At 68.3% G+C, this 20,103-nt stretch carries 19 protein-coding genes and 1 tRNA gene; 9 read left to right on the forward strand and 11 right to left on the reverse strand.

The window, feature by feature from the left end:
• Window positions 1–6: 6 nt before the first annotated feature.
• From AMYAL_RS0111895 to AMYAL_RS0111905, 3 genes are read right to left on the reverse strand one after another with little or no spacing between them, the layout of a single operon-like run.
• Window positions 7–822: a zf-HC2 domain-containing protein gene (locus AMYAL_RS0111895; RefSeq protein ID WP_020631528.1), complete on the reverse strand. Its 816-nt coding sequence runs from the start codon at window positions 820–822 to the stop codon at window positions 7–9.
• Window positions 819–1,361, reverse strand: coding sequence for an RNA polymerase sigma factor (locus AMYAL_RS0111900; protein ID WP_020631529.1), 543 nt, complete (start codon window positions 1,359–1,361; stop codon window positions 819–821). Before AMYAL_RS0111900 ends, AMYAL_RS0111895 begins: the two co-directional genes overlap by 4 nt.
• 54 nt (window positions 1,362–1,415) lie before the next feature.
• Complete coding sequence (locus AMYAL_RS0111905) at window positions 1,416–1,832, reverse strand: winged helix-turn-helix transcriptional regulator (protein WP_020631530.1); 417 nt, start codon at window positions 1,830–1,832, stop codon at window positions 1,416–1,418.
• Window positions 1,833–1,899: 67 nt separating this feature from the next.
• Between AMYAL_RS0111905 and AMYAL_RS0111910 the strand changes: the two genes are divergently transcribed.
• Window positions 1,900–2,814, forward strand: coding sequence for an NADP-dependent oxidoreductase (locus tag AMYAL_RS0111910; protein WP_245192891.1), 915 nt, complete (start codon window positions 1,900–1,902; stop codon window positions 2,812–2,814).
• On the opposite strand, the gene AMYAL_RS0111915 is transcribed toward AMYAL_RS0111910, so the two are convergent.
• The 4 genes from AMYAL_RS0111915 to AMYAL_RS0111930 form a co-directional block, all read right to left on the reverse strand.
• A complete protein-coding gene (locus tag AMYAL_RS0111915) occupies window positions 2,811–3,731 on the reverse strand; it encodes a nucleoside triphosphate pyrophosphohydrolase (protein ID WP_020631532.1) in 921 nt (306 codons plus the stop codon). The genes AMYAL_RS0111910 and AMYAL_RS0111915 overlap by 4 nt on opposite strands.
• Window positions 3,728–4,732 (reverse strand): SurA N-terminal domain-containing protein, encoded by a 1,005-nt coding sequence (locus AMYAL_RS0111920; protein WP_020631533.1) that lies wholly within the window; start codon window positions 4,730–4,732, stop codon window positions 3,728–3,730. The genes AMYAL_RS0111915 and AMYAL_RS0111920 overlap by 4 nt, the downstream gene beginning before the upstream one ends.
• 68 nt (window positions 4,733–4,800) lie before the next feature.
• Window positions 4,801–8,355, reverse strand: coding sequence for a transcription-repair coupling factor (mfd, locus tag AMYAL_RS0111925; RefSeq protein ID WP_020631534.1), 3,555 nt, complete (start codon window positions 8,353–8,355; stop codon window positions 4,801–4,803).
• Window positions 8,356–8,411: 56 nt separating this feature from the next.
• Window positions 8,412–9,326, reverse strand: a complete 915-nt coding sequence (locus AMYAL_RS0111930; RefSeq protein ID WP_020631535.1) for an LLM class flavin-dependent oxidoreductase — start codon at window positions 9,324–9,326, stop codon at window positions 8,412–8,414.
• 86 nt (window positions 9,327–9,412) lie between these two features.
• Here AMYAL_RS0111930 and AMYAL_RS0111935 point away from each other — a divergent pair, with 86 nt between their 5' ends.
• Complete coding sequence (locus AMYAL_RS0111935) at window positions 9,413–10,177, forward strand: helix-turn-helix transcriptional regulator (RefSeq protein ID WP_026466987.1); 765 nt, start codon at window positions 9,413–9,415, stop codon at window positions 10,175–10,177.
• A 47-nt stretch (window positions 10,178–10,224) separates the two neighbouring features.
• On the forward strand, window positions 10,225–11,409 hold the full coding sequence (locus tag AMYAL_RS0111940) for a PQQ-dependent sugar dehydrogenase (RefSeq protein WP_020631537.1): 1,185 nt from the start codon (window positions 10,225–10,227) through the stop codon (window positions 11,407–11,409).
• Here AMYAL_RS0111940 and AMYAL_RS0111945 read toward each other — a convergent pair.
• Window positions 11,406–12,131, reverse strand: coding sequence for an SDR family NAD(P)-dependent oxidoreductase (locus AMYAL_RS0111945; RefSeq protein ID WP_026466988.1), 726 nt, complete (start codon window positions 12,129–12,131; stop codon window positions 11,406–11,408). The two genes, AMYAL_RS0111940 and AMYAL_RS0111945, sit on opposite strands and share 4 nt — an antisense overlap.
• 32 nt (window positions 12,132–12,163) lie before the next feature.
• Here AMYAL_RS0111945 and AMYAL_RS0111950 point away from each other — a divergent pair, with 32 nt between their 5' ends.
• Together AMYAL_RS0111950 and AMYAL_RS0111955 are read left to right on the forward strand one after the other, a co-directional pair.
• Window positions 12,164–12,685 (forward strand): isochorismatase family protein, encoded by a 522-nt coding sequence (locus AMYAL_RS0111950; RefSeq protein ID WP_020631539.1) that lies wholly within the window; start codon window positions 12,164–12,166, stop codon window positions 12,683–12,685.
• A gap of 3 nt (window positions 12,686–12,688) precedes the next feature.
• Window positions 12,689–13,081, forward strand: a complete 393-nt coding sequence (locus tag AMYAL_RS0111955) for an NUDIX hydrolase (protein WP_020631540.1) — start codon at window positions 12,689–12,691, stop codon at window positions 13,079–13,081.
• 3 nt (window positions 13,082–13,084) lie between these two features.
• Here the strand turns inward: AMYAL_RS0111955 and AMYAL_RS0111960 are convergent, their stop codons facing one another.
• The 3 genes from AMYAL_RS0111960 to AMYAL_RS0111970 all read right to left on the reverse strand — a co-directional run bounded on the left by AMYAL_RS0111960 (window position 13,085) and on the right by AMYAL_RS0111970 (window position 15,448).
• Window positions 13,085–13,723 carry an LppU/SCO3897 family protein gene (locus AMYAL_RS0111960; protein ID WP_020631541.1) on the reverse strand — a complete coding sequence of 213 codons (639 nt, stop codon included), beginning with the start codon at window positions 13,721–13,723 and terminating at the stop codon, window positions 13,085–13,087.
• An 82-nt stretch (window positions 13,724–13,805) separates the two neighbouring features.
• Window positions 13,806–14,399, reverse strand: coding sequence for a TetR/AcrR family transcriptional regulator (locus tag AMYAL_RS0111965; RefSeq protein WP_026466989.1), 594 nt, complete (start codon window positions 14,397–14,399; stop codon window positions 13,806–13,808).
• A 98-nt stretch (window positions 14,400–14,497) separates the two neighbouring features.
• A complete protein-coding gene (locus tag AMYAL_RS0111970; RefSeq protein WP_020631543.1) occupies window positions 14,498–15,448 on the reverse strand; it encodes an acyl-CoA desaturase in 951 nt (316 codons plus the stop codon).
• Between the two features lie 174 nt (window positions 15,449–15,622).
• Here AMYAL_RS0111970 and AMYAL_RS0111975 point away from each other — a divergent pair.
• From AMYAL_RS0111975 to AMYAL_RS0111990, 4 genes are all read left to right on the forward strand, one after another.
• A tRNA-Gln gene (locus AMYAL_RS0111975) sits at window positions 15,623–15,694 on the forward strand.
• A 43-nt stretch (window positions 15,695–15,737) separates the two neighbouring features.
• The gene (locus AMYAL_RS0111980) at window positions 15,738–17,486 is read left to right on the forward strand and encodes a GGDEF domain-containing protein (protein WP_020631544.1); all 1,749 of its coding nucleotides are present in this window, start codon (window positions 15,738–15,740) and stop codon (window positions 17,484–17,486) included.
• Between the two features lie 44 nt (window positions 17,487–17,530).
• The gene (gene glmU / locus AMYAL_RS0111985) at window positions 17,531–19,018 is read left to right on the forward strand and encodes a bifunctional UDP-N-acetylglucosamine diphosphorylase/glucosamine-1-phosphate N-acetyltransferase GlmU (protein ID WP_020631545.1); all 1,488 of its coding nucleotides are present in this window, start codon (window positions 17,531–17,533) and stop codon (window positions 19,016–19,018) included.
• Entirely contained in the window at window positions 19,015–19,995 is a 981-nt protein-coding gene (locus tag AMYAL_RS0111990) for a ribose-phosphate diphosphokinase (RefSeq protein WP_020631546.1), read from the forward strand. Before glmU ends, AMYAL_RS0111990 begins: the two co-directional genes overlap by 4 nt.
• Window positions 19,996–20,103 lie beyond the last annotated feature (108 nt).

A 20,103-nucleotide genomic window follows, 5' to 3' on the forward strand; every position in this document is an offset into this window, starting at 1 on the left:
TTCGTTCTATCGTTCGGTTCCGCTGAGCAGGCCGAAGGAGCTCCGCCGGAGCACCACCACGACCGCGGTCAGCGCGAAGATCACGCCCCACACCGGAAGCAAGTGGGGATCGAATGCGGTGGCGCGCCCTTGCGAAGCCACCGCGGGCGCCAGGACCACCGTCAGCCAGATCCCGGACAGGACATACGCCGCACGGGTCACGCCGATCAGCCCGCCGAGCGCAAGCGTCCCGGTGGTGAAGGCCAGGCTCGGCAGGAGGCCGAGCCCGAATCCGCCGCCCGCGACCCAGGCGGCGAGGGCCTGTACCGGCAGGACGACGGCGAGGACCGCCGTCGTCCGGCGCAGCACCAGGTAGAACCCGCCTCTCGGCGCGGAAGTGACGAGTTCGTAAGCGGGGTCGAGCCCTTTGGACCACGAGACCGCGACCCCGAGCACCGGCAGCACCGGTGAGAAGAGCTGAACGAACGAGTAGCCCCCGCTCCAGGTGAAACCGGCCCAGTCCAGCAGAAATCCCGTCGCCGGGATCAGGATGATCATCACCAGCCACGGCAGCATCACCGGTGTCACCCAGGTGTGCAACCGCCCGGCCCACCGGCTTCGCGACCGCCCCGGCCCCGTTTCGGCCAGTTTCGGCCCCAGCCCCGCCCAGACGTCGTCCACCAGCGCCGACACCATCGGCGAGCTGACCTCGGACAGCCTCCCCCGGCAATCGGCGCACGATTCGAGATGGGCTTCGACCGCCCAGACCTCGTCGCCGGTCAAACCGTCGTCCCCGCGGACGTAGCCGGCGAGGAGCCGCTCCGACACGTGTTCCTTGTTCACGACAGCGCCTCCCGCATCGCGATCCGAGCCCGCCTGGCGCGGGTTTTGACGGTTCCTTCCGGCAGGCCGAGCAGGACCGCGGTCTCGCGGACGGTCAGCCCGTCGAGCACCATGGCCTGCAAAACCTGCCGCAGTTCGGGAGCGAGACGGCGCAGCGCGTCACCGACGTGGTCGCCGACCGCCCCGGCCAGCGCCTCGTCCTCGGCGGCAGGCGCGACGACCGCTTCCGCGACCGGCATCGGCTGCGCGTACCGGGCCCGGCGACGGAAAGCGTCGACCAGCCGCCGCGCGGCGATCGTCCACAACCAGCCGACGGCGCTCCCGCCGACGGCCGAACCCGCGAACGCGCCCGCCGCGCGCCACACCGCGAGGTACGTCTCCTGCATCACCTCGGCGACGATCTGCTCGTCGGCGCAGCGACGGCGCAGGCGTACGGCCAGCCACGGCGACGTGCGGCGGTAGAGCTCCTCGAACGCCGCGCGGTCACCTTTGGCCGTGCGACGGACGAGCTGCTCTTCGTCCGGTTCCGTTCCCTTCACACCCGGCAAGACGTCGAGATGGCGGAATCGGTTCTCACTCGATTGTGTTCCGCATCACAGCGGCTGCGTGGGCGCGGCCGCTTTCTCGTCGAAAGCGGAGCGGGCGGCGAAGATCTGGTCGACGTTTTCGACGGCCCATTCGGCGACGGCGTTCGTCAGCCTGCCGACGTCGACACCGAGCGGGGTGAGCCCGTACTCGACCCGCGGCGGAACGGTGGGATACACGTCCCGGCGGATCAGCCCGTCCCGTTCGAGGGTCCGGAGTGTCTGGGTCAGCATCTTCTGTGTGATGCCGTCGAGCAGGCGGCGAAGTTCACTGAACCGCATCGGCCGCTCATAGCGCCGGATCGCGCCGAGGACGTAGAGCGCCCACTTGTTGGCGAGCACTTCGATGACCGTCCTGGACGGGCAGTCACGGCCGTGCACGGCCACCCATTCCTCGAATATCCGCCGCTCGTCGAAGGTACCCATGAGGTACCTAGATATCAGGAGAGTGCCTACTTCACAACGGGTACCGGGCACCGACATGCTCGTTTCCATGCGAAAGATCCAGCAAGTCTCGTTCGGCGGGCCCGACGTTCTTCAGCTCATCGAATCGGAAAAGCCCGTTCCGGGCGAAGGCCAAGTCCTGGTGCGCGTCCACGCCGCCGGGGTGAATCCGGCGGATTGGAAGATCCGGAACGGGCTGGTCGTCGGCGACCTGCCGCTGACCGTGGGACTCGACTTTTCGGGCGTGGTCGACTCCGCCGGGACGCGGTTCCAGCCCGGCGACGAGGTCTACGGCGTCACGTTCCCGCCGAACGGCTCGTACGCCGAGTACGTCGCGGTCAGCGAAGACGCACTCGCGCTGAAACCGAAAAGTCTGGATCACGTCGAGGCGGCCGCGCTCCCGATCGCGGCGTTGACCGCATGGCAGCCATTCACCAAGGTGTTCCCGGTCGGGCCGGGGCATCGGGTGCTCATCCACGCCGCGGCGGGCGGGGTCGGGCATCTCGCCGTCCAGATCGCGAAGGCGAGGGGCGCGTACGTCATCGGGACCGCACGGAAGGCGAAGCACGCGTTCCTGCGGGATCTCGGCGCGGACGAACTCATCGACTACACGACCAGCGATTTTTCAAAATCGCAGGTCATCGACGTGGTGCTGGACCCGATCTCCGGCGACTACGGCCCTCGCTCCCTGGACACGCTCAAACCGGGCGGTTCGCTGATCGACATCGTCGGGCACGGTCCGGACCGGACGGAAGTCCGGCGGAAAGCCGACGAACTCGGTCTCCGTTTCGCCGAGTTCTACGTCTCCCCGTCCGAAACGGATCTGGCGGAAATCGCCGCCCTGGCCGAAGCCGGCGCACTGCGGGTCTCGATCGCGGACGTCCTCCCGCTCGAACAGGCGGCGAAGGCACACGAACTGAGCGAGTCCGGACGCGTTCAGGGCAAACTCGTGCTGACGATCTAGCTCGGCCAGAACTTGCGCCAGCCGTCGGCCTCGAGCGTCGTCGGCTCGAGACCGGCGTCGCGGGCGGCCTGTTCGGCGTCGCGGATGTCCTGCGCGAACCGCTTCGCCACGGCGCGAAGCTCGCCTTCGGGATCGATGCCTGCCCGGCGAGCGATCGCGGCCACCCGGAACAGCTGGGCGGCCGCTTCGGAGCCTTCCGGGAACAGATCGAGCGGGATCCCGGCGCGGCCGCTGCGCTGGCCGAGCTTCCCGGCCAGGGCCACGGCGGGCTGGCCGAGCGCGACGCCATCCACAATGGATTGGCGACTCTTCTCGGCCTGTTTCAGTTCTTCCCATTTCAGATTCTGGTCGCCGACGGTCTCGACCCGCGGAGCGTCGGTGAAGACGTGCGGGTGGCGCCCGACGAGTTTCGCGACCAGATCGGACGCGACCTCGTCGATCCCGAACGGGTCAGCGGCGTCCTCGATGGCCACGCGCGCGTGGAACAGCACCTGGAGCAGGACGTCGCCGAGTTCCTCGCGCAAGGCGGCCCTGTCACCGTCCTCGATCGCGTCGAGCAGCTCGTAGGTCTCCTCGACCAGGTACTGGCGCAGCGACTCATGCGTCTGGATCGCGTCCCACGGGCATCCGCCCGGCGAGCGGAGGCGATCCATCACCTCGGCGGCCTCGACCAGCGGCGGAACCGGCGCCTCGATCACCCGCGCGCCCGACCTGATCAGCGCCGCCGCCTTCGGTTCCCTTCGCGAACCGGCGATCAGCACGAGGTCGCGCACCTGTGCGCCTTCGAGCGGGGGAACCCCGAAAACGTCGGCGTCGATATCGGAAGCCGCGTACACGGCCTGGCCGCTTCGCAAGATCGAGAGTGCCTCGGCGGGCAGTGTCGCCCCGCGGGCGATCACGACGACGGCAGCGGTCACGGGTTTCGCGGGGCGGCACCGTGCACAGGCAGCACGATGCCCTTCTTCGAAGCTTCGTTGGGCGCGAGGTCCATGCCCACAACATCCCACACGCCGTAGCGCGGATTGACCTTGAGGTCGACCTGATCGAGGTAGGGCTGGAGGAGCCGGACACCGACTCCGGCCAGCTGCTGGGCGCTGGGCTGCGCGGCCTGATCCGACGCGACGGGCTTGTCAGCGGCCCGCTCGCGCACCACGACGACGACCCACAACGGCTGCTGCGGTGTCGGCTGGAACGCGGCGACGGTGTTGGGTTCGAGACCGAAGAGGACGGTGGCCGCGGTCGCGGGCGACTGCATCGCCGGCAGCTTCTGGCCGGTGCCTGCCTGCGTGTCGGACGTCTGCTGGTCCTGCGCGATCAGTTCGGCGGCCGCGTTCGGCGACGCGGCGAACTTCCGAGCCTTTTCGATCGCCTGCTCGCGCAGCTTGTCCGCGTCGGAGGCGGTGGCGTCGGTCGAGGAGACCGAGCTGAAATCGAAAGTGACGGTGAGCTTGTCCAGGTACTTCATCGCGAGCTGGGTCTGCAACGCCGCGTCGACCAGGGAATCGCGGTGGTCCCGCACGCGCGCCACGAGCTGCTGCACGCTGATCGCGGGGTCGTTCTGCGGGTTGGCCTCCATCGGCTTCGCCAGCGGATCGTTCTGCAACGCGTTCACGACGAGAGCCTCGTCGACCCGGACGCCTTCCCGCTGAGCGGCACGCTCGGTGAGGTCGTGGAGGACCTCCTGGCGCACGATCTCGCGGCCGACGAGATCGAGCTTGTGCTCCTTGGCGAGCTGCTGACCGTACGGGTGCTCACGGACGGCCTTGTCGATCAGCTGCTGCACGCGATCCACCGAAACCGTCTTGCCGCCGACGATCACCGCCGCACCGACCTGCCCTGGTCCGGCGTTGCAGCCGGCGAGAAGGAGAGAACCGGCAAGAACCCCGACCAGCGCACGACGGCGCCCCATGATCCGCATCACAGCGCCTACCCTCTCATACCGGCTCCCGCGAGAGAACCACGTCATAAGTAGCGATTCGGGTTCGCTCACGCGACAGGCGCCGGTGACTTCATCAGATTCGTCAGCAGCTTCGCGCACCAGTCGAGAAGTTCCTCGTCCCGCAGCACCGGCGCGCCCATCCGCCCGCCCGCCGGGCCCTCGGTCGGCTTCGGCACGGAAACCGTGTTCGTCACCGCCTTGTAGAGAGCCTTGGGGTACAAGCGCTTCAGCCGCACCAGCTGTGAATCCGCCAGCGGCAGCGGCGCGAACCGGATCGACGTGCCTTGGACGGCGACCTCGGTGACACCCGCCGCGCGGCAGGTGTGCCGGAACGCGGCGACGGCGAGCAGCCGCCGGACCGGGGCGGGCGGCTGGCCGTAGCGGTCGATCAGTTCTTCACGCACGGCGTCGAGCCCGCCCTGGTCGGGCGCGGCGGCGATCTTGCGGTACGCCTCCAGCCGCAGCCGCTCGCCGGGGACGTAGTCATGCGGGATGTGCGCGTCCACCGGGAGATCCACCCGGACCTCGGCGAGTTCCTCTTCTTCGGACGTTTCCGCTCCTGCGTGCCGCCGGAACGCGTCGACCGCTTCGCCGACAAGCCGCACGTACAGGTCGAAACCGACGCCCGCGATGTGACCGGACTGCTCCGCGCCGAGGATGTTGCCCGCGCCGCGGATCTCCAGGTCCTTCATCGCGACGGCCATACCCGCGCCCAGTTCGGTGTTCTGCGCGATCGTCGCCAGCCTGTCGTGCGCCGTCTCGGTGAGCGGGGCCTCCGGCGGGTACAGGAAGTACGCGTACCCACGCTCGCGTCCGCGCCCGACCCGGCCGCGCAGCTGGTGCAGCTGAGCCAGCCCCAGCAGGTCACCGCGTTCCACCAGCAGGGTGTTGGCGTTCGAGATGTCCAGCCCGGTCTCGACGATCGTGGTGCAGACGAGCACGTCGTACTCGTTCTCCCAGAATCCCTGGATGATCTTTTCGAGTTTCTCCTCGTTCATCTGGCCGTGCGCGGTGACGACGCGCGCCTCCGGCACCAGCTCGCGAATACGCTTCGCGGCCTTCTCGATCGAGGAAACCCTGTTGTGCACGTAGAAGACCTGGCCGTCGCGCAGCAGCTCGCGCCGGATCGCGGCACCGACCTGCTTGTCGTCGTACGCGCCGACATAGGTCAGGATCGGGTGCCTGTCCTCGGGCGGGGTCAGGATCGTGGACATCTCGCGGATCCCGGCGAGCGACATCTCCAGCGTCCGCGGGATCGGGGTCGCCGACATCGTCAGGACGTCGACGTGTGTCCGCAGCGCCTTGATGTGTTCCTTGTGCTCGACGCCGAACCGCTGTTCCTCGTCGACGATCACCAGGCCGAGATCCTTGTACCGGATCCCGGTCTGCAGCAGGCGATGCGTGCCGATCACGATGTCGACGTCGCCCGAGGACAACTGTTCGAGAATCGCGTCGGACTCGGTCTTGTTCGTGAATCGCGAGAGCCCTTTGATCTTCACCGGGAACGAACTCATCCGTTCGGTGAAGGTGTTGAGGTGCTGCTGCGCGAGCAGCGTCGTGGGCACCAGCACCGCGACCTGCTTGCCGTCCTGCACCGCCTTGAACGCCGCGCGCACCGCGATCTCGGTCTTGCCGTAGCCGACGTCGCCGCAGATGACGCGGTCCATCGGGACGCCGCGTTCCATATCCGCCTTGACCTCGTCGATCGCGGCGAGCTGGTCGTTGGTCTCGGTGAACGGGAAGGCGTCCTCGAGTTCACCCTGCCACGGGGTGTCCGGCCCGAACGGATGCCCTGGCGCGGCCTGGCGCGCGGCGTAGAGCTGCACGAGCTCGGCGGCGATCTCCTTGACCGCCTTCTTCGCCTTGGCCTTGGTGTTCTTCCAGTCGGACCCGCCGAGTTTGTTCAGTGTCGGCAGCTCGCCGCCGACGTAGCGGGAGACCTCGTCGAGCTGGTCGGTCGGGACGAACAGCCGGTCTCCCGGATGTCCGCGTTTGGAGGAGGCGTACTCCAGCAGCAGGTACTCACGGGTCGCGCCGGCGACGGTCCGCTGCACCATCTCGACGAACCGCCCGATGCCGTGCTGGTCGTGCACGACGTAGTCGCCGGCCTTGAGAGCGAGCGGGTCCACGGCGTTGCGGCGCCGCGACGGCATCTTGGTACTGAAGTCCTTTGTGGACGTTCCAGCGCCGGCACCCCTGCCGGTCAGGTCCGACTCGGACAGCACCACGAGGGCACGCTCCGGCGAGACGAAACCGTCCGAAAGACCGCCGCACGTCACCGTCACGACGCCGGGCGTCAGCGGACCGGTGATGCCTTCCGCGAGTGACGCGGGCACCTCTCCCGCCGACAGCTGCTCGACGGCGCGGGTCGCGGTGCCGTGCCCGGCGACGACGAGTACGGCCGTCCCGCCCGCGGCCGTGTGCGCGCGCAGGTCGGTCGTCGCGCGTTCGACCTCGCCGCGGTAGTTCGGCGCGGCCTCGACCGAGACGCGGTAGACGTCGGGATCGTCGCTGGCCAGCTGCGTCAGGCTCCACCAAGGACGCTTCGTCTCCTGAGCGTGCTTCGCGATCTCCGCGAGGTCCCGGTACGCGGACGCTCCGAGGTCGATCGGCGCCTGCCCGCCCGCGGCGGCCGTGGTCCAGGACGCTTCGAGGAACTCCTGCCCGGTGCGGACCAGGTCGGCCGCGCGGGCACGGATCTTCTCCGGATCGGCCAGCAGCACGTGCGTGCCCTGGGGCATCGCGTCGGTCAGCAGGTCCAGCTCGCCCTCGCACAGCACGGGGATGAGCGCCTCCATACCCTCGACGGGGATCCCGCCGGACAGTTTGGTGAGCATCTCGGTGAGCTGGGCGTCCGCCTCGTACGTCGTCGCCAGCTCGGCGGCCTTCGCGCGCACCGGCTCGGAGAGCAGCAGCTCACGGCACGGCGGCGCGCTGACATGCTGGATCTCGCCGGGCAGCGACCGCTGGTCGGACACCGCGAACGCGCGGATCTCACTGACCTCGTCGCCCCAGAACTCGACCCGGACCGGATGCTGCGCCGTCGGCCCGAACAGGTCCAGGATGCCGCCGCGCACGGCGAACTCGCCGCGCTTCTCGACCATGTCCACCCGCGTGTAGGCGAGCTCGACCAGCTGCTCCAGCAGCCCTTCGAAACTCTGCTCCTCGCCGACGACCAGGTCGATCGGCGCGAGCGAACCGAGCCCTGGCGCCATCGGCTGGATGAGGCTGCGGACGGTCGCGACGACGACGCGGAGCCCGTCCGAGCCGGTCTTGAGCCGGTGCAGCACCTCCAGCCGCCTGCCGACGGTGTCCGCCCGCGGGGACAGCCGCTCGTGCGGCAGCGTCTCCCAGGACGGGAAGTCGACGACGGCGCCTTCGCCGAGGAACGACTTCAGCGAAGCTGTCAGCTCGTCGGCCTCGCGGCCGGTGGCGGTCACCGCGAGCACGGGGCGGCCGGCGCCCTCGTCCGCGGCGAGGGCGCCCGCGACCAGCTGGCGGGTGGCGATCGCGCCCTGGAGCTCGAGCACCGGGGCACCGGCCCGCTCGACGACCCCGCGAAGGGCCGGATCGGGAAGGATGGAATGAAGGAGTCCGGACAATGGAGCGTTTGTCACCGTCCCAGCCTACGTGGGGGCACCGACAGTCCGCCGCGCGATTACCTGGGCAGGGCTTCGACCACCTTCGGGAGCTGCTCGTCGAACCCGGCCGGTTCCTGCGTCGCGATGCGGATCAGCACGTGTTCGGCGCCCGCTTCCCCGTACTCGCGAAGCCTCTCGGCGACCTCGTCCCGGCTGCCCGCGATCTGAACTTGGATCTTCTCGACGAAGTCCAGCGGAACGCCGTAATTCCGCTGCGCATAGTCCTCCAGCCGCTCACGAGCCCGGATCGGGTCGTCCTCGATGAGCACCGTCGCGAACAACGCGGGTGTCACGGGGCGTACGGCTGCTTCGCGGATCTTCGCGAGGCCGTCGGCGTAGTCCGCGACGTCGGGCGGATACGGCAGCCAGCCGTCGTATGACCGTCCCACTCGCTTCAACGCTCCGGGCGTGAACGCGGCCAGCCACACCGGCGGACCACCGGGACGGTGCGGCTCCGGGTACTCCGGGAGGGTGTCGTAGTGCAGTACTTCGCCGTGGAACGGACCGCTCTTCCCGCTCCAGACGTGCCGCCACAACGCGACGATGTCGTCGAGCCGGGCCCGCCGGCGTTCCCACGGAACGCGGGTGAAAGCGAATTCGGGTTCGCTGCGGCCCGCGAAACCCGCGCCGACGCCGAGGGTGATCCGGCCCTGGCTGAGCAGGTCGAGCGAGAGGATCGCGTTCGCGGAAAGGAGCGGATCCCGCAACGCCGGGAGCAGCGCGGCGGTGCCGAGGGTGACCCGCTCGGTTCTGGCGGCGAACGCGCCGAGCAGCGTCAACGGATCGATGGGCGCCTTCGCGAGGGTGTCGCCGACCCAGACCGAATCGAGGCCGAGGCGTTCGGCTTCGACCGCGACGGCGACCATTTCCGGCGCGGTGCGCCCGGCGTCGAGGATGGACCGATAGGTGGGAACGACCAGACCGAATTTCATGTCACGAGCTTCTCCGCGCCGGGGAATCGATTCAATTCCTTCGAGGGAATGGCGGTACCGAACGCGGCTCGGCCAAGATGACGTCCATGGTTTCCGGATTCGGCCCCGCGCTGAAGGGCTGGCGTGAGCGGCGGCGGCTGTCCCAGCTGGAACTGGCGCTCCGGGCCGGAACCACCCAACGGCACGTGAGCTTCCTGGAAGGCGGCCGGTCGATCCCAGGCCGCGGCCTGGTGCTGCGCGTCGCCGAATCACTCGAGCTCCCGCTCCGGGAGCGCAACGGCCTGCTGCTCGCGGCCGGGTTCGCGCCTGGTTTTCCCGAAACGGAATTGGACGACCCCCGGCTGCGGCCGGTCCTCGACGGCATGCGGCGGCTGCTCGACGGGCACCGGCCGTACCCCGCCATCGTGGTCGACCGCTACGGCGTGCTCGTCGCCCGCAACGACGCGCTCGACCTGCTCTTCGAGGACGTCGCACCGGAACTGCTGGAAGAACCGGTCAACACCTTGCGGCTCGCCCTGCATCCGAAGGGGATGGCACCGCGGGTGCTGAACCTCGCGGACTGGGCACGGCACATCCTGGAACGGCTGACACAGGAGATCGCGCATGCCCCCGACGAGCGGCTGACCGCGCTGCTGACCGAACTCGAAAGTTACGTTCCGGAGCCAGGGCCGCCCGGACCGGACCATCTCGGGTTCGCCGTCCCGATGCGCCTGTCCACTTCGGCGGGTGAGCTGCGGCTGATCACGGCCATCACGACGTTCGCGACCGCCGCCGACGTCACGGTGTCGGAATTGAAACTGGAGACATTCCTGCCCGCCGACGCCGAAACCGCCGCGATCCTCACCCGATGACCGGTTCGTTCCTCGCGGGCGGTTGAGCACGATGGCATGCTGATGCCATGCGCACTACCGCCGCCGCGTCGTTCGCTTCGCTGTTCTTGCTGGTCACAGCCTGTTCCGGGGAGTCAAGCGAAACGGTGCAGAGCGCGCCGCCGGTCACCTCGAAGCCTGCCGTGACGACGTTGAAGGTCGAGCAGGTGACGGCCGGGCTCGAACACGGCTGGGACGTCGGATTCCTGCCGGACGGGAAGATCCTCGTCACCCAGCGCCCTGGGAAGCTGGCGCTGGTCGACGGCGGCACGAAGCGCGACGTCGCCGCCGATTTCTCCGACGTCCTCGTACGCGGCGAAGGCGGCCTGATGGGGATGGTGATCAGCAAGGACTTCGCGACGTCACGCGAGTTCATCACCTGCCAGACCCACAAGGAAGGCGACAACGCCGTCGACATCCGGCTGGTCACCTGGCGGCTTTCCGACGATGGCGCGAGCGCCACGAAGGTCAAGGACCTGCTGACCGGGCTGCCGGTGAACCCCAGCGGCAGGCATTCGGGCTGCCGTCCCACGTTCGGCGCGGACGGCGCGCTGCTCGTCGGCACCGGCGACACCGCCCGGCCACAGCACCCGCAGGACCGCACGAGTCTCGGCGGCAAGGTGCTGCGTGTCGACGCGAAGACCGGGAACCCGTTGCCGGACAACCCGTTCATCTCGTCGGCGAACCCGAACGAACAGCGCGTGTTCACCTACGGGCACCGCAACGTCCAGGGCGTCACGGTCCGGCCGGGCACCGGGCAGGTGTTCACCGCCGAGCACGGACCGACCATCGACGACGAGGTCAACATGGAACGCGCCGGCGCGAACTACGGCTGGGACCCGTCCAAGGGCGGCACCGAGACCAGTTACGACGAAGGTGTCCCGATGACCGACAAGCAGCGGTTCCCGGACGCCGTCAGTCCTTTGTGGACGACCGGCGAGATCACCGAAGCGATCTGCGGCGCGGAATTCCTCACCGGGTCGCAATGGGGCACGCTCGAAGGCTCGCTTGCCGTGACCGCCTTGAAGGGACAGAAACTCCTGCTGTTCCGGCTCGACGAAACCGGCAAGGTCACCGAGGTGACCCTGCCGCCGGAGTTCGACGACAAGTTCGGCAGGCTGCGCGCCGTCCGGAGCGGGCCCGACGGCGCTCTCTACATCACGACTTCGGAAGGCAAGGACGACAAACTGCTGCGCGTCACCCCTGGCGCCTAGCGGCCGAGGTGCGCACCGCCGTTGACGTGGACGACCTGGCCGGTGACGTGCCGCGCGGCCGGGCTCGCCAGGAAAGCCACCACTTCGGCGACGTCCGCGGGCTCGCCTGCGCGTTTGGTCAGCGTGTTGCCGACGAGCCACGCCCGGCGCTCGTCGGACAGCTTGCCGTTGAAGAACTCGGTGTCCCCGACCAGTCCGGGCGCGACGATGTTCGCGGTGATCCCCCGCGGCCCGAATTCCCTTGCCACGTCGACGTTCCACGCCTCCAGCGCCGCCTTCGCGGCACCATAGGAACCGGCTCCGGTGTGCGCGGCGATGGAGCCGATGGTGACGATCCGCGCGCCGTCGGCGAGCCTTTCCCGCAACGCACGGGTGACCAGGACGGCGCTGAACACGTTCGCGTCCAGATTGGCTTGCCAGCTCTCGGCGAACGACTTCAGGTCTTCGGCGGGTCCGTTCCGGAAATCGGTGTTGCCGCCCGCGTTGTTGACCAGGACGTCGACACGGTCCGGCAGATCGGCCAGCGCCCGCTCCACCGCGTCCGGATCGGCCGCGTCGAACGGGACCGGGTTCGCGCCGAGCAACGCGGCGGCTTCGGTGAGAACCTGTTCGCGTCGGCCGGTGATCGTCACCCGCTCGCCTTGCGCGGCGAAGGCCGCCGCGACCGCGTAGCCGATTCCGGTTCCGCCGCCGGTGATCACTACTTCCCTGTGCTTCCCCATACGTCCAGCATAGGGACAACTAGGCTTCCGGCATGACGAAGATCGACCCGTCGACGACGGCACTCGTCCTGATCGACCTGCAGACCCGGATCGTCGCACTGGAGACCACGCCGATCGAGGGCCCGGAGGTCGTCGCGAACGCCGTCCTCCTGCGCGACGCGTTCAGTGCGGCCGGCTCACCGATCGTCCACGTGCGGGCACACCGGCCGGACGTCGACGAGCAGCCGCCCGGCAGTGAACTGGTCGCCGAGCTGACGCCCCGCGAAGGCGAGCACCTGATCACCAAACACACGATCGGCGCGTTCTACGGCACCGGCCTGGACGAACTCCTGCGCGGGCTCGGCGTGAAGACGCTGGTACTCGGCGGGATCGCCACGGAGTACGGCGTCGAATCGACACTGCGGGCCGCGATCGACCACGCCTACGAGACCATCGCCGTGTCGGACGCGATGACCGGCATCGCCGCAATCTCGCACGAATCGGCGATCACGAAAGTCTTCCCACGGCTGGGCGAAGTGCTCACGACCGCCGAAACCGCCGCGGCACTGGGCTGAACCATGATCGACAAAATCGCTTGGCTCCACCTGGTGGACGGCCGGATCCTGAGCACCCGCTCGCGCGGCAAGTCGGTGTTCTACCTCCCCGGCGGCAAACGCGAACCCGGCGAGAGCGACACCGAGACGCTGATCCGGGAGATCCGAGAAGAACTGACCGTCGAGATCACCCCGGCGAGCGTCGCGCCCGCCGGGGTCTTCGAGGCGCAGGCCGACGGGCACGCGTCGGGGCTCGTGGTCCGGATGACCTGCTACACCGCCGACTTCATCGGAACGCTCGCGGCCAGCAGCGAGATCGAGGAAATCGCGTGGCTGGGCTACGCGGACAGGGACCGGGTCTCCGCGGTGGACAAGATCATCTTCGACCACCTGCGGGAGACCGGCCTCCTGCGCTGACGCCTACTTCTTGAGGTCGTCCAGGCACAGCACCCGCGACTGCGGGAGGGTGCCGCCCGCCCGCTGCCACTGGATCTTCTCGTCGGTCGACGGCACCTGGGTGCACACCGTGCTGCCGTCGACGAGGAACGTCGCGCTCTTTTCGATGGCGAGGACCTTGTACCGCGCTGTCGCGCAGTCCGCCTTCGTGAGCTTCTTCGCGTCGACCACGCCGTCGGGGAGGCAATCGCCGACGGCAGGCGCCCGCTCACCGGGGTTCTTCAGGTCCTCCAGGCAGAGCAGGGTGCCGTCACTGGCGCCCTTCTTTCCCTGGAAGAAGTACGCGTCGGTCGTCGGATAGTCGTCGCATTCGGATCCGCCCGAAAGCCTGAGTCCGATTTCCGACTTGTTCTCCTGTTTTCCGACGACCTTGAAGTTCGCGTCAGGCGTTCCGCATTCGGTGTTCTTGACACTGTCCGCGTTGTCGACGCTGCCTTTGAGACAGGCGCCGACCTCGGTGCTCGACGCCGTGAACGGATTCGCGACGAAGAACGCGATCACCGCGATGACGGCGAAGATGCCCAGGCGGATGACGGGCTTCAGCCACGTTTTCTTCTTCTGCGGCACCATCTGTTCGACGGCGGGCGCGGGATAGTTCTCCACGGTGGTTCCCCCAGCTTGATGATCTCTTCGGGGGACCCAGCGCTCACCGGCCGGGAAACGTTACTGGCACGCGACGCAGATCTCAGTGCAGCCGCAACTTGGGTTTGTGCTCCAAATTGGACAGACCGTTCCACGCGAGGTTGACCAGATGCGCCGCGACCTCGTCCCGCTTCGGTTTCCGGGCGTCGAGCCACCATTGCCCGGTCAACGCGACCATCCCGACGAGCGCCTGCGCGTACAGCGCGGCCAGCTTCTCGTCGTAGCCCCGCGCGGCGAACTGTTGCGCGAGGATGTGCTCGACCTGGCTGGCGATGTCGTTCAGCACCGTCGAGAACGTGCCCGTCGAACTCGCGACCGGCGAATCCCGCACCAGGATGCGGAATCCGTCGTGCGAGTCCTCGACGTAGGAGAGCAACGCGATCGCCGCCTGCTCCAGCATCACCCTCGGATGTCCACCGTGGAGGGTGGAGACCATCCTGTCGAGCAGGAGCTGGGTCTCGCGGTCGACGACGACGGCGTAGATGCCTTCTTTGCCACCGAAGTGCTCGTACACCACCGGTTTGGAGACGTTCGCGCGATGCGCGATCTCCTCGATGGAGGTGCCCTCGAAACCCTTCTCCGCGAACAGGGCTCTGGCGACGTTGAGCAGCTGCTGCCTGCGCTCGCTGCCCGTCATCCGCACCCTGGCCACCGGAGCGACCGGACGCGCCCCGGTGACCGATTCACGTTTGGTTCGCCGTCTCCCCGCCATTGCAGAAGACTAACGTGACCTCGTTATTTGCTTTCGGTGGCGATGCGCGCGAGGCGCTGCGGGGTCGGCCAGCGCACGTCATAGGCCCAGCCGAACTTCTCGAAGATCCAAATGAGCCGCGCGGAAAGATCGATCTGCCCACGCTGCACACCGTGCCGCGCCGAGGTCGGGTCGGCGTGGTGCAGGTTGTGCCACGACTCACCGAAGGAGAAGATCGCCAGCGGCCAGAAGTTGGCCGACTTGTCACGGGCGGCGAACGGGCGCTCGCCGATCATGTGACAGACCGAGTTGACCGACCAGGTCACGTGGTGCAGCACGCAGACACGCACCAGACCGGCCCAGAAGAACGCGGTCACCGCACCCCAGAACGACCAGGTGATCAGTCCACCGAGGATCGCGGGCAGCACCAGGGTGAGCAGGCTCCACAGCCAGAACAGGTCGTCGACCTTCTTGATGGCCGGGTCCTTCACCAGGTCCGGCGCGAACCGCTCCGCGTTGGTCTGGTCACGCTCGAACAGCCAGCCCATGTGCGCGTGCCAGAAACCCTTGGCGATGGCCAGCGGCGAGGTACCGAACAGCCACGGCGAATGCGGGTCGCCGTCGCGGTCGGAGAAGGCGTGGTGGCGCCGGTGGTCGGCGACCCAGGTGATCACGGGGCCCTGGACGGCCATGCTGCCGGCGATCGCCATCACGACGCGCAGCCACGGCTTGGCCTTGAACGAGCCGTGCGTGAAGTAGCGGTGGTACGAGACTGTGATCCCGAGTCCGCTGATCGCGTAGAAGACCACGAAGAGCCCGACGTCGACCCAGGTCAGACCCCAGCCCCAGGCGAACGGGACGGCCACGAGCAACGCGGCGAGCGGGAAGATGACCCCGAGGTAGACCGACAGCTGCACGGCGCTCGACCGCTGCCCGTCGGTGACCGGTTTGGGGCCCTTCGCGGGCTTCTGGGACTGGTCCAGGGTAGCCGTCATGCAGTCACTTCTTTTCTACGCGCAACCCTCGAGGGATTCCCTAAGGGTGTCCTTACCTACGATGCCGTAAGTTACGGTACAGGAGGTTTCGCCCCCTGTGGAGTGCCCGCGGCCGTGAGGCAACCCCCTGGCGCACGCGAAGGTCTCCGGCATGGCTATCCTGACCAGGATCGATCCGCCGTAGTGTAATCGGCAGCACTTCAGATTTTGGTTCTGACAGTTCAGGTTCGAATCCTGGCGGCGGAGCAGACGAACAGATGACCAGCGGCGTTTTCAACGGTGGGGGTGTGTGCGGCTGACCGAGGACGCGACGACCAGTGGCAGGCGGCCGGCGCTTGCGGAGATGTCCGACGCCTGGCTCTACGGTCGCGCGCGCGAACTCGGGGCGGCGATACAGCGCGTCAGCTACGCCGAGCAGTTGGACATCGTCACCAGTCTCGACGAACTCCTCGACGAGACGCAGCGCCGCGGCGAACCCCTGCTGGTCGCCCAGTTGCTGCGGTACTCGGCGATGGCAAGGCTGGTCACCCGCGGTCTCGCCGCCGAAGCCGAACCCAGGCTCGACGAGATGCTCGCGCACACCAGGCGGCACGGTCTCGCGCTGATGCGGGCCGACGCGCACGCCATGCGCGGCCGTCGCCTGGTGATCGCCAAACAGGAGGACGCCGCCCTCACCGAGATCGCCAGGGCGCTGGCCATCCTCGACGACTCCGCGGTCCCGGACCGCCAGGTCGGCAGGCGCAACTGGGACCGGATGCTGTCCACGACCCTGGTCGACTGCTGGCTGGTGCTGAATCAGCTGGGCGTCTACGAGGCGGCCGAGGAGGCCATCGCCCGCGCCGCGCAGGCGATCCGTGACAGCGCGAGCCCGCACGAGATCGCGCTCCAGCTGATCAACCGGGTCAAGATGCTGCTGGGCTGGGGCCTGCGGCTCGAACGGATCGAGCGGTACGACGAGGGAGCGGACAAGTTCCGCACCGCGGCGTCGATGGCGCAGGCGGCCGAGGGCCCGTTCACCGAGTCGCTGTTCCCACGCAAGGCCGGACTGCCCGCGATCGACCAGGTCGGCGTCCTCGCCGCGGCGGCCGCGCTGGCGTCGCCCGATTCGTCGCATATCGAGCGGCTGAACTCGCTGCTGCATCCGGAACTGGTGTTCCCGCACGAACGCGAGATCATCGCCATCGCGCTGGCCCGCTGCCTGGACAACGAAGGCCGCCGCGAGGACGCGCTGCAGGTGCTCAAGGAAGTTCGCGAGGACAACGAGGAAGGTTCACTGCCGTCGATGCGGCTGAACCTCGCCCGTGAGCTGGCCAGGCTCGACACCACCCCGGACTACGCGTCGGGCGCGAGCCAATCGCTGATCGACTACGCGACCATCCTGGAAACGGAGATGTGGTCGCTGCGGGAATCGCAGATCGCCACGCTCAACGCGCGCCGGGAGCACGAACGCCTGTCCGCCGAACACGGCGCGATCACCCAGCAGGCCTTGCAGGACCCGCTCACCGGTCTGCCGAACCGGCGCGCGCTCGACGAAAAGCTCCGTTCGCTGGCCTCGTCCGCGGACGCCCAGCCGCTCGCGGTCGCGCTGGTCGACCTCGACGGTTTCAAGGACGTCAACGACAAGCAGTCGCACGCCGAGGGTGACAACGTGCTCCGTGTCATCGCGAGCACGCTGCGCGACGCCCTGCGCGGCGACGACGTCGTCGCCCGGTACGGCGGAGACGAGTTCATCGTGCTTCTACCTGGGGCTCCGGCCTCGGCGGCGAAGCAGGCGCTGGGTCGTTCTGTGAATGCCGTCGCATCTCTGCCGCACCACCTTTCGCACGGTGTCACCCTCTCCGTCGGCCTCGTCTCGCTCCGCCCGCAAGAGCGCGCCGAACAGGTCCTCGCACGCGCCGACGCGGCCATGTACCAGGCGAAACGTGGCGGCGGGAACCAGGTTTCGTCGGTGAACTCGATGGCCATCGATCCGGTGACCGGATGGCCCGGTGAGGATGCTCCGACCGACCCCGCGTGGGACGCCGAGCAGCCCACGTAGGATCAATGCCCGACAACCACCGTTGGTGAAATGTTGGGAGTGCCGTGACCGGCCCGCTGAGCACGTTGATCCTCGCCGCGGGTGAGGGCACCCGTATGCGCTCGTCCACCCCGAAGGTGCTGCACCCGATCGCCGGCCGCCCGCTGGTCGAGCACGCGGTTCGGGCGGCCGCGGGACTGAGCCCCGAACACCTGGTCGTGGTCATCGGCCACGGTCGCGACTCGGTCGGCGCTCAGCTGGCGAAGGTCGGCGAGGCACTCGGCCGCGAGGTCGTCACGGCCGTCCAGGAAGAGCAGAAGGGCACTGGGCACGCGGTCTCGTGCGCGCTCTCGGCGCTGCCCGGCGGACTGACCGGCACCGTCGTCGTCAGCTACGGCGACGTCCCGCTGCTCGACACCGAAACGCTCGCTTCCCTGGTCGCCGAGCACACCTCCACCGGAAACGCGGTCACCGTGCTGACCGCGGTCGTCGAGAACCCGACCGGCTACGGACGGATCATCCGCGACGAAAACGGCGTCGTCACCTCGATCGTCGAGCAGAAAGACGCCACCCCCGCGCAGCACGAAATCGCCGAAATCAATTCCGGCGTCTACGCCTTCGACGCTTCAGTCCTGGTCGACGGGCTTTCGAAGCTGTCGACCGACAACGCGCAAGGCGAGCTGTACCTCACCGACGTCCTCGGCATCGCCCGCGGCGACGGCAAGGGCGTCGGCGCGCTGGTCATCGACGACCCGTGGGTGACCGAAGGCGTCAACGACCGCGTCCAGCTCTCCGTCCTCGGCGCCGAACTGAACCGCCGGATCGTCCGCGGCTGGCAGCGGGCGGGCGTCACCGTCGTCGACCCGGCGAGCACCTGGATCGACGCGGGCGTGACCTTGTCGCGCGACGTCGTCATCGAGCCCGGTGTGCAGCTGAAGGGTTCGACCTCGGTCGGCGAGGGCGCGCAGATCGGCCCGGACAGCACCCTGGAGAACGTCTCCGTCGGTGCGGGCGCGTCGGTGGTGCGGACGCACGGTTCGGATTCGGAACTGGGCGACGGCGTGAAGGTCGGCCCGTTCACCTACCTGCGGCCCGGCACCAAGCTGGGGACCAAGGGCAAGCTCGGCGCGTTCGTCGAGACGAAGAACGCGGACATCGGCGCCGGGACGAAGGTTCCTCACCTGACCTACGTCGGCGACGCGACCATCGGCGAGAACAGCAACATCGGCTGCTCCAGCGTCTTCGTCAACTACGACGGCGTGAACAAGCACCACACCAGGATCGGCTCCCATGTGCGGCTCGGCGCGGACAACACGTTCGTCGCCCCGGTGACCATCGGCGACGGCGCCTACAGTGGGGCAGGCACCGTGATCAGGCAAGACGTGCCCCCTGGCGCGCTCGCCGTGTCCACCGGGCCGCAGCGCAACATCGAAGACTGGGTGACCCGGCGCAGGCCGGGCACACCCGCGGCGGAAGCAGCTTCCGCCGCGAAGCAGGACACCACCGCCGTGTCCGATTCAGCAAAGGGAAACGACGGGGAGTCGCCAGCATGAGCTCGAAGTCCGGTACACCGAAGAAGAACCTGATGCTCTTCTCCGGGCGCGCACACCCGGAACTAGCGGAAGAGGTGGCCAAGCACCTCAACGTGTCGGTCGTCCCGCAGACCGCGCACAACTTCGCCAACGGGGAGATCTTCGTCCGGTTCAACGAATCGGTGCGCGGGACCGACGCGTTCGTGATCCAGAGCCACCCGGCGCCCATCAACGAGTGGGTGATGGAGCAGCTGATCATGGTGGACGCGCTCAAGCGCGCGAGCGCCAAGCGGATCACCGTGATCATGCCGTTCTACCCGTACGCGCGGCAGGACAAGAAGCACAAGGGCCGCGAGCCGATCTCCGCGCGCCTGATCGCGGACCTGTTCAAGACCGCGGGCGCCGACCGGATCATGACGGTCGACCTGCACACCGCCCAGATCCAGGGCTTCTTCGACGGCCCCGTCGACCACCTGCTCGCGCAGAACGTGCTGGCCGCGCACATCAACAAGACCTACCAGGACGAGAACATCACCGTCGTCTCGCCGGACTCGGGCCGCGTGCGGCTGGCCGAGAAGTGGGCGGCTCAGCTGGGTGACCGGCCGATCGCCTTCATCCACAAGACCCGCGACCCGGACAAGCCGAACCAGGCTGTCGCCAACCGCGTCGTCGGCAAGGTCCGCGGTCAGCTGTGCGTGCTGATCGACGACATGATCGACACCGGCGGCACGATCGTGAAGGCCACCGAGGCCCTGCTCGACGAAGGCGCGTCCGACGTCGTCATCGCCTCGACCCACGGCATCCTGTCCGACCCCGCCACCGAGCGGCTGTCGAACTGCAAGGCGCGCGAGGTGATCGTCACCAACACGCTGCCGATCCCTGCGGAGAAGCGGTTCCCCGGCCTGACCGTGCTGTCCATCGCGCCGCTGCTGGCGCAGGCCATTCAGCAGGTCTTCGAGGACGGGTCGGTCACGTCCCTCTTCGACGGCAACGCCTGACCCAACGGAGCAAGGGACCTTTGCTCTCACTCTCCGAAAGAGAGTGAGAGCAAAGGTCCCTTGCTCCGTTTTCGGCTCCCCGCGAAACAGCGCGCGCCGGACGCCCCG

The organism is Amycolatopsis alba DSM 44262, assembly GCF_000384215.1.
Classification (GTDB): domain Bacteria; phylum Actinomycetota; class Actinomycetes; order Mycobacteriales; family Pseudonocardiaceae; genus Amycolatopsis; species Amycolatopsis alba.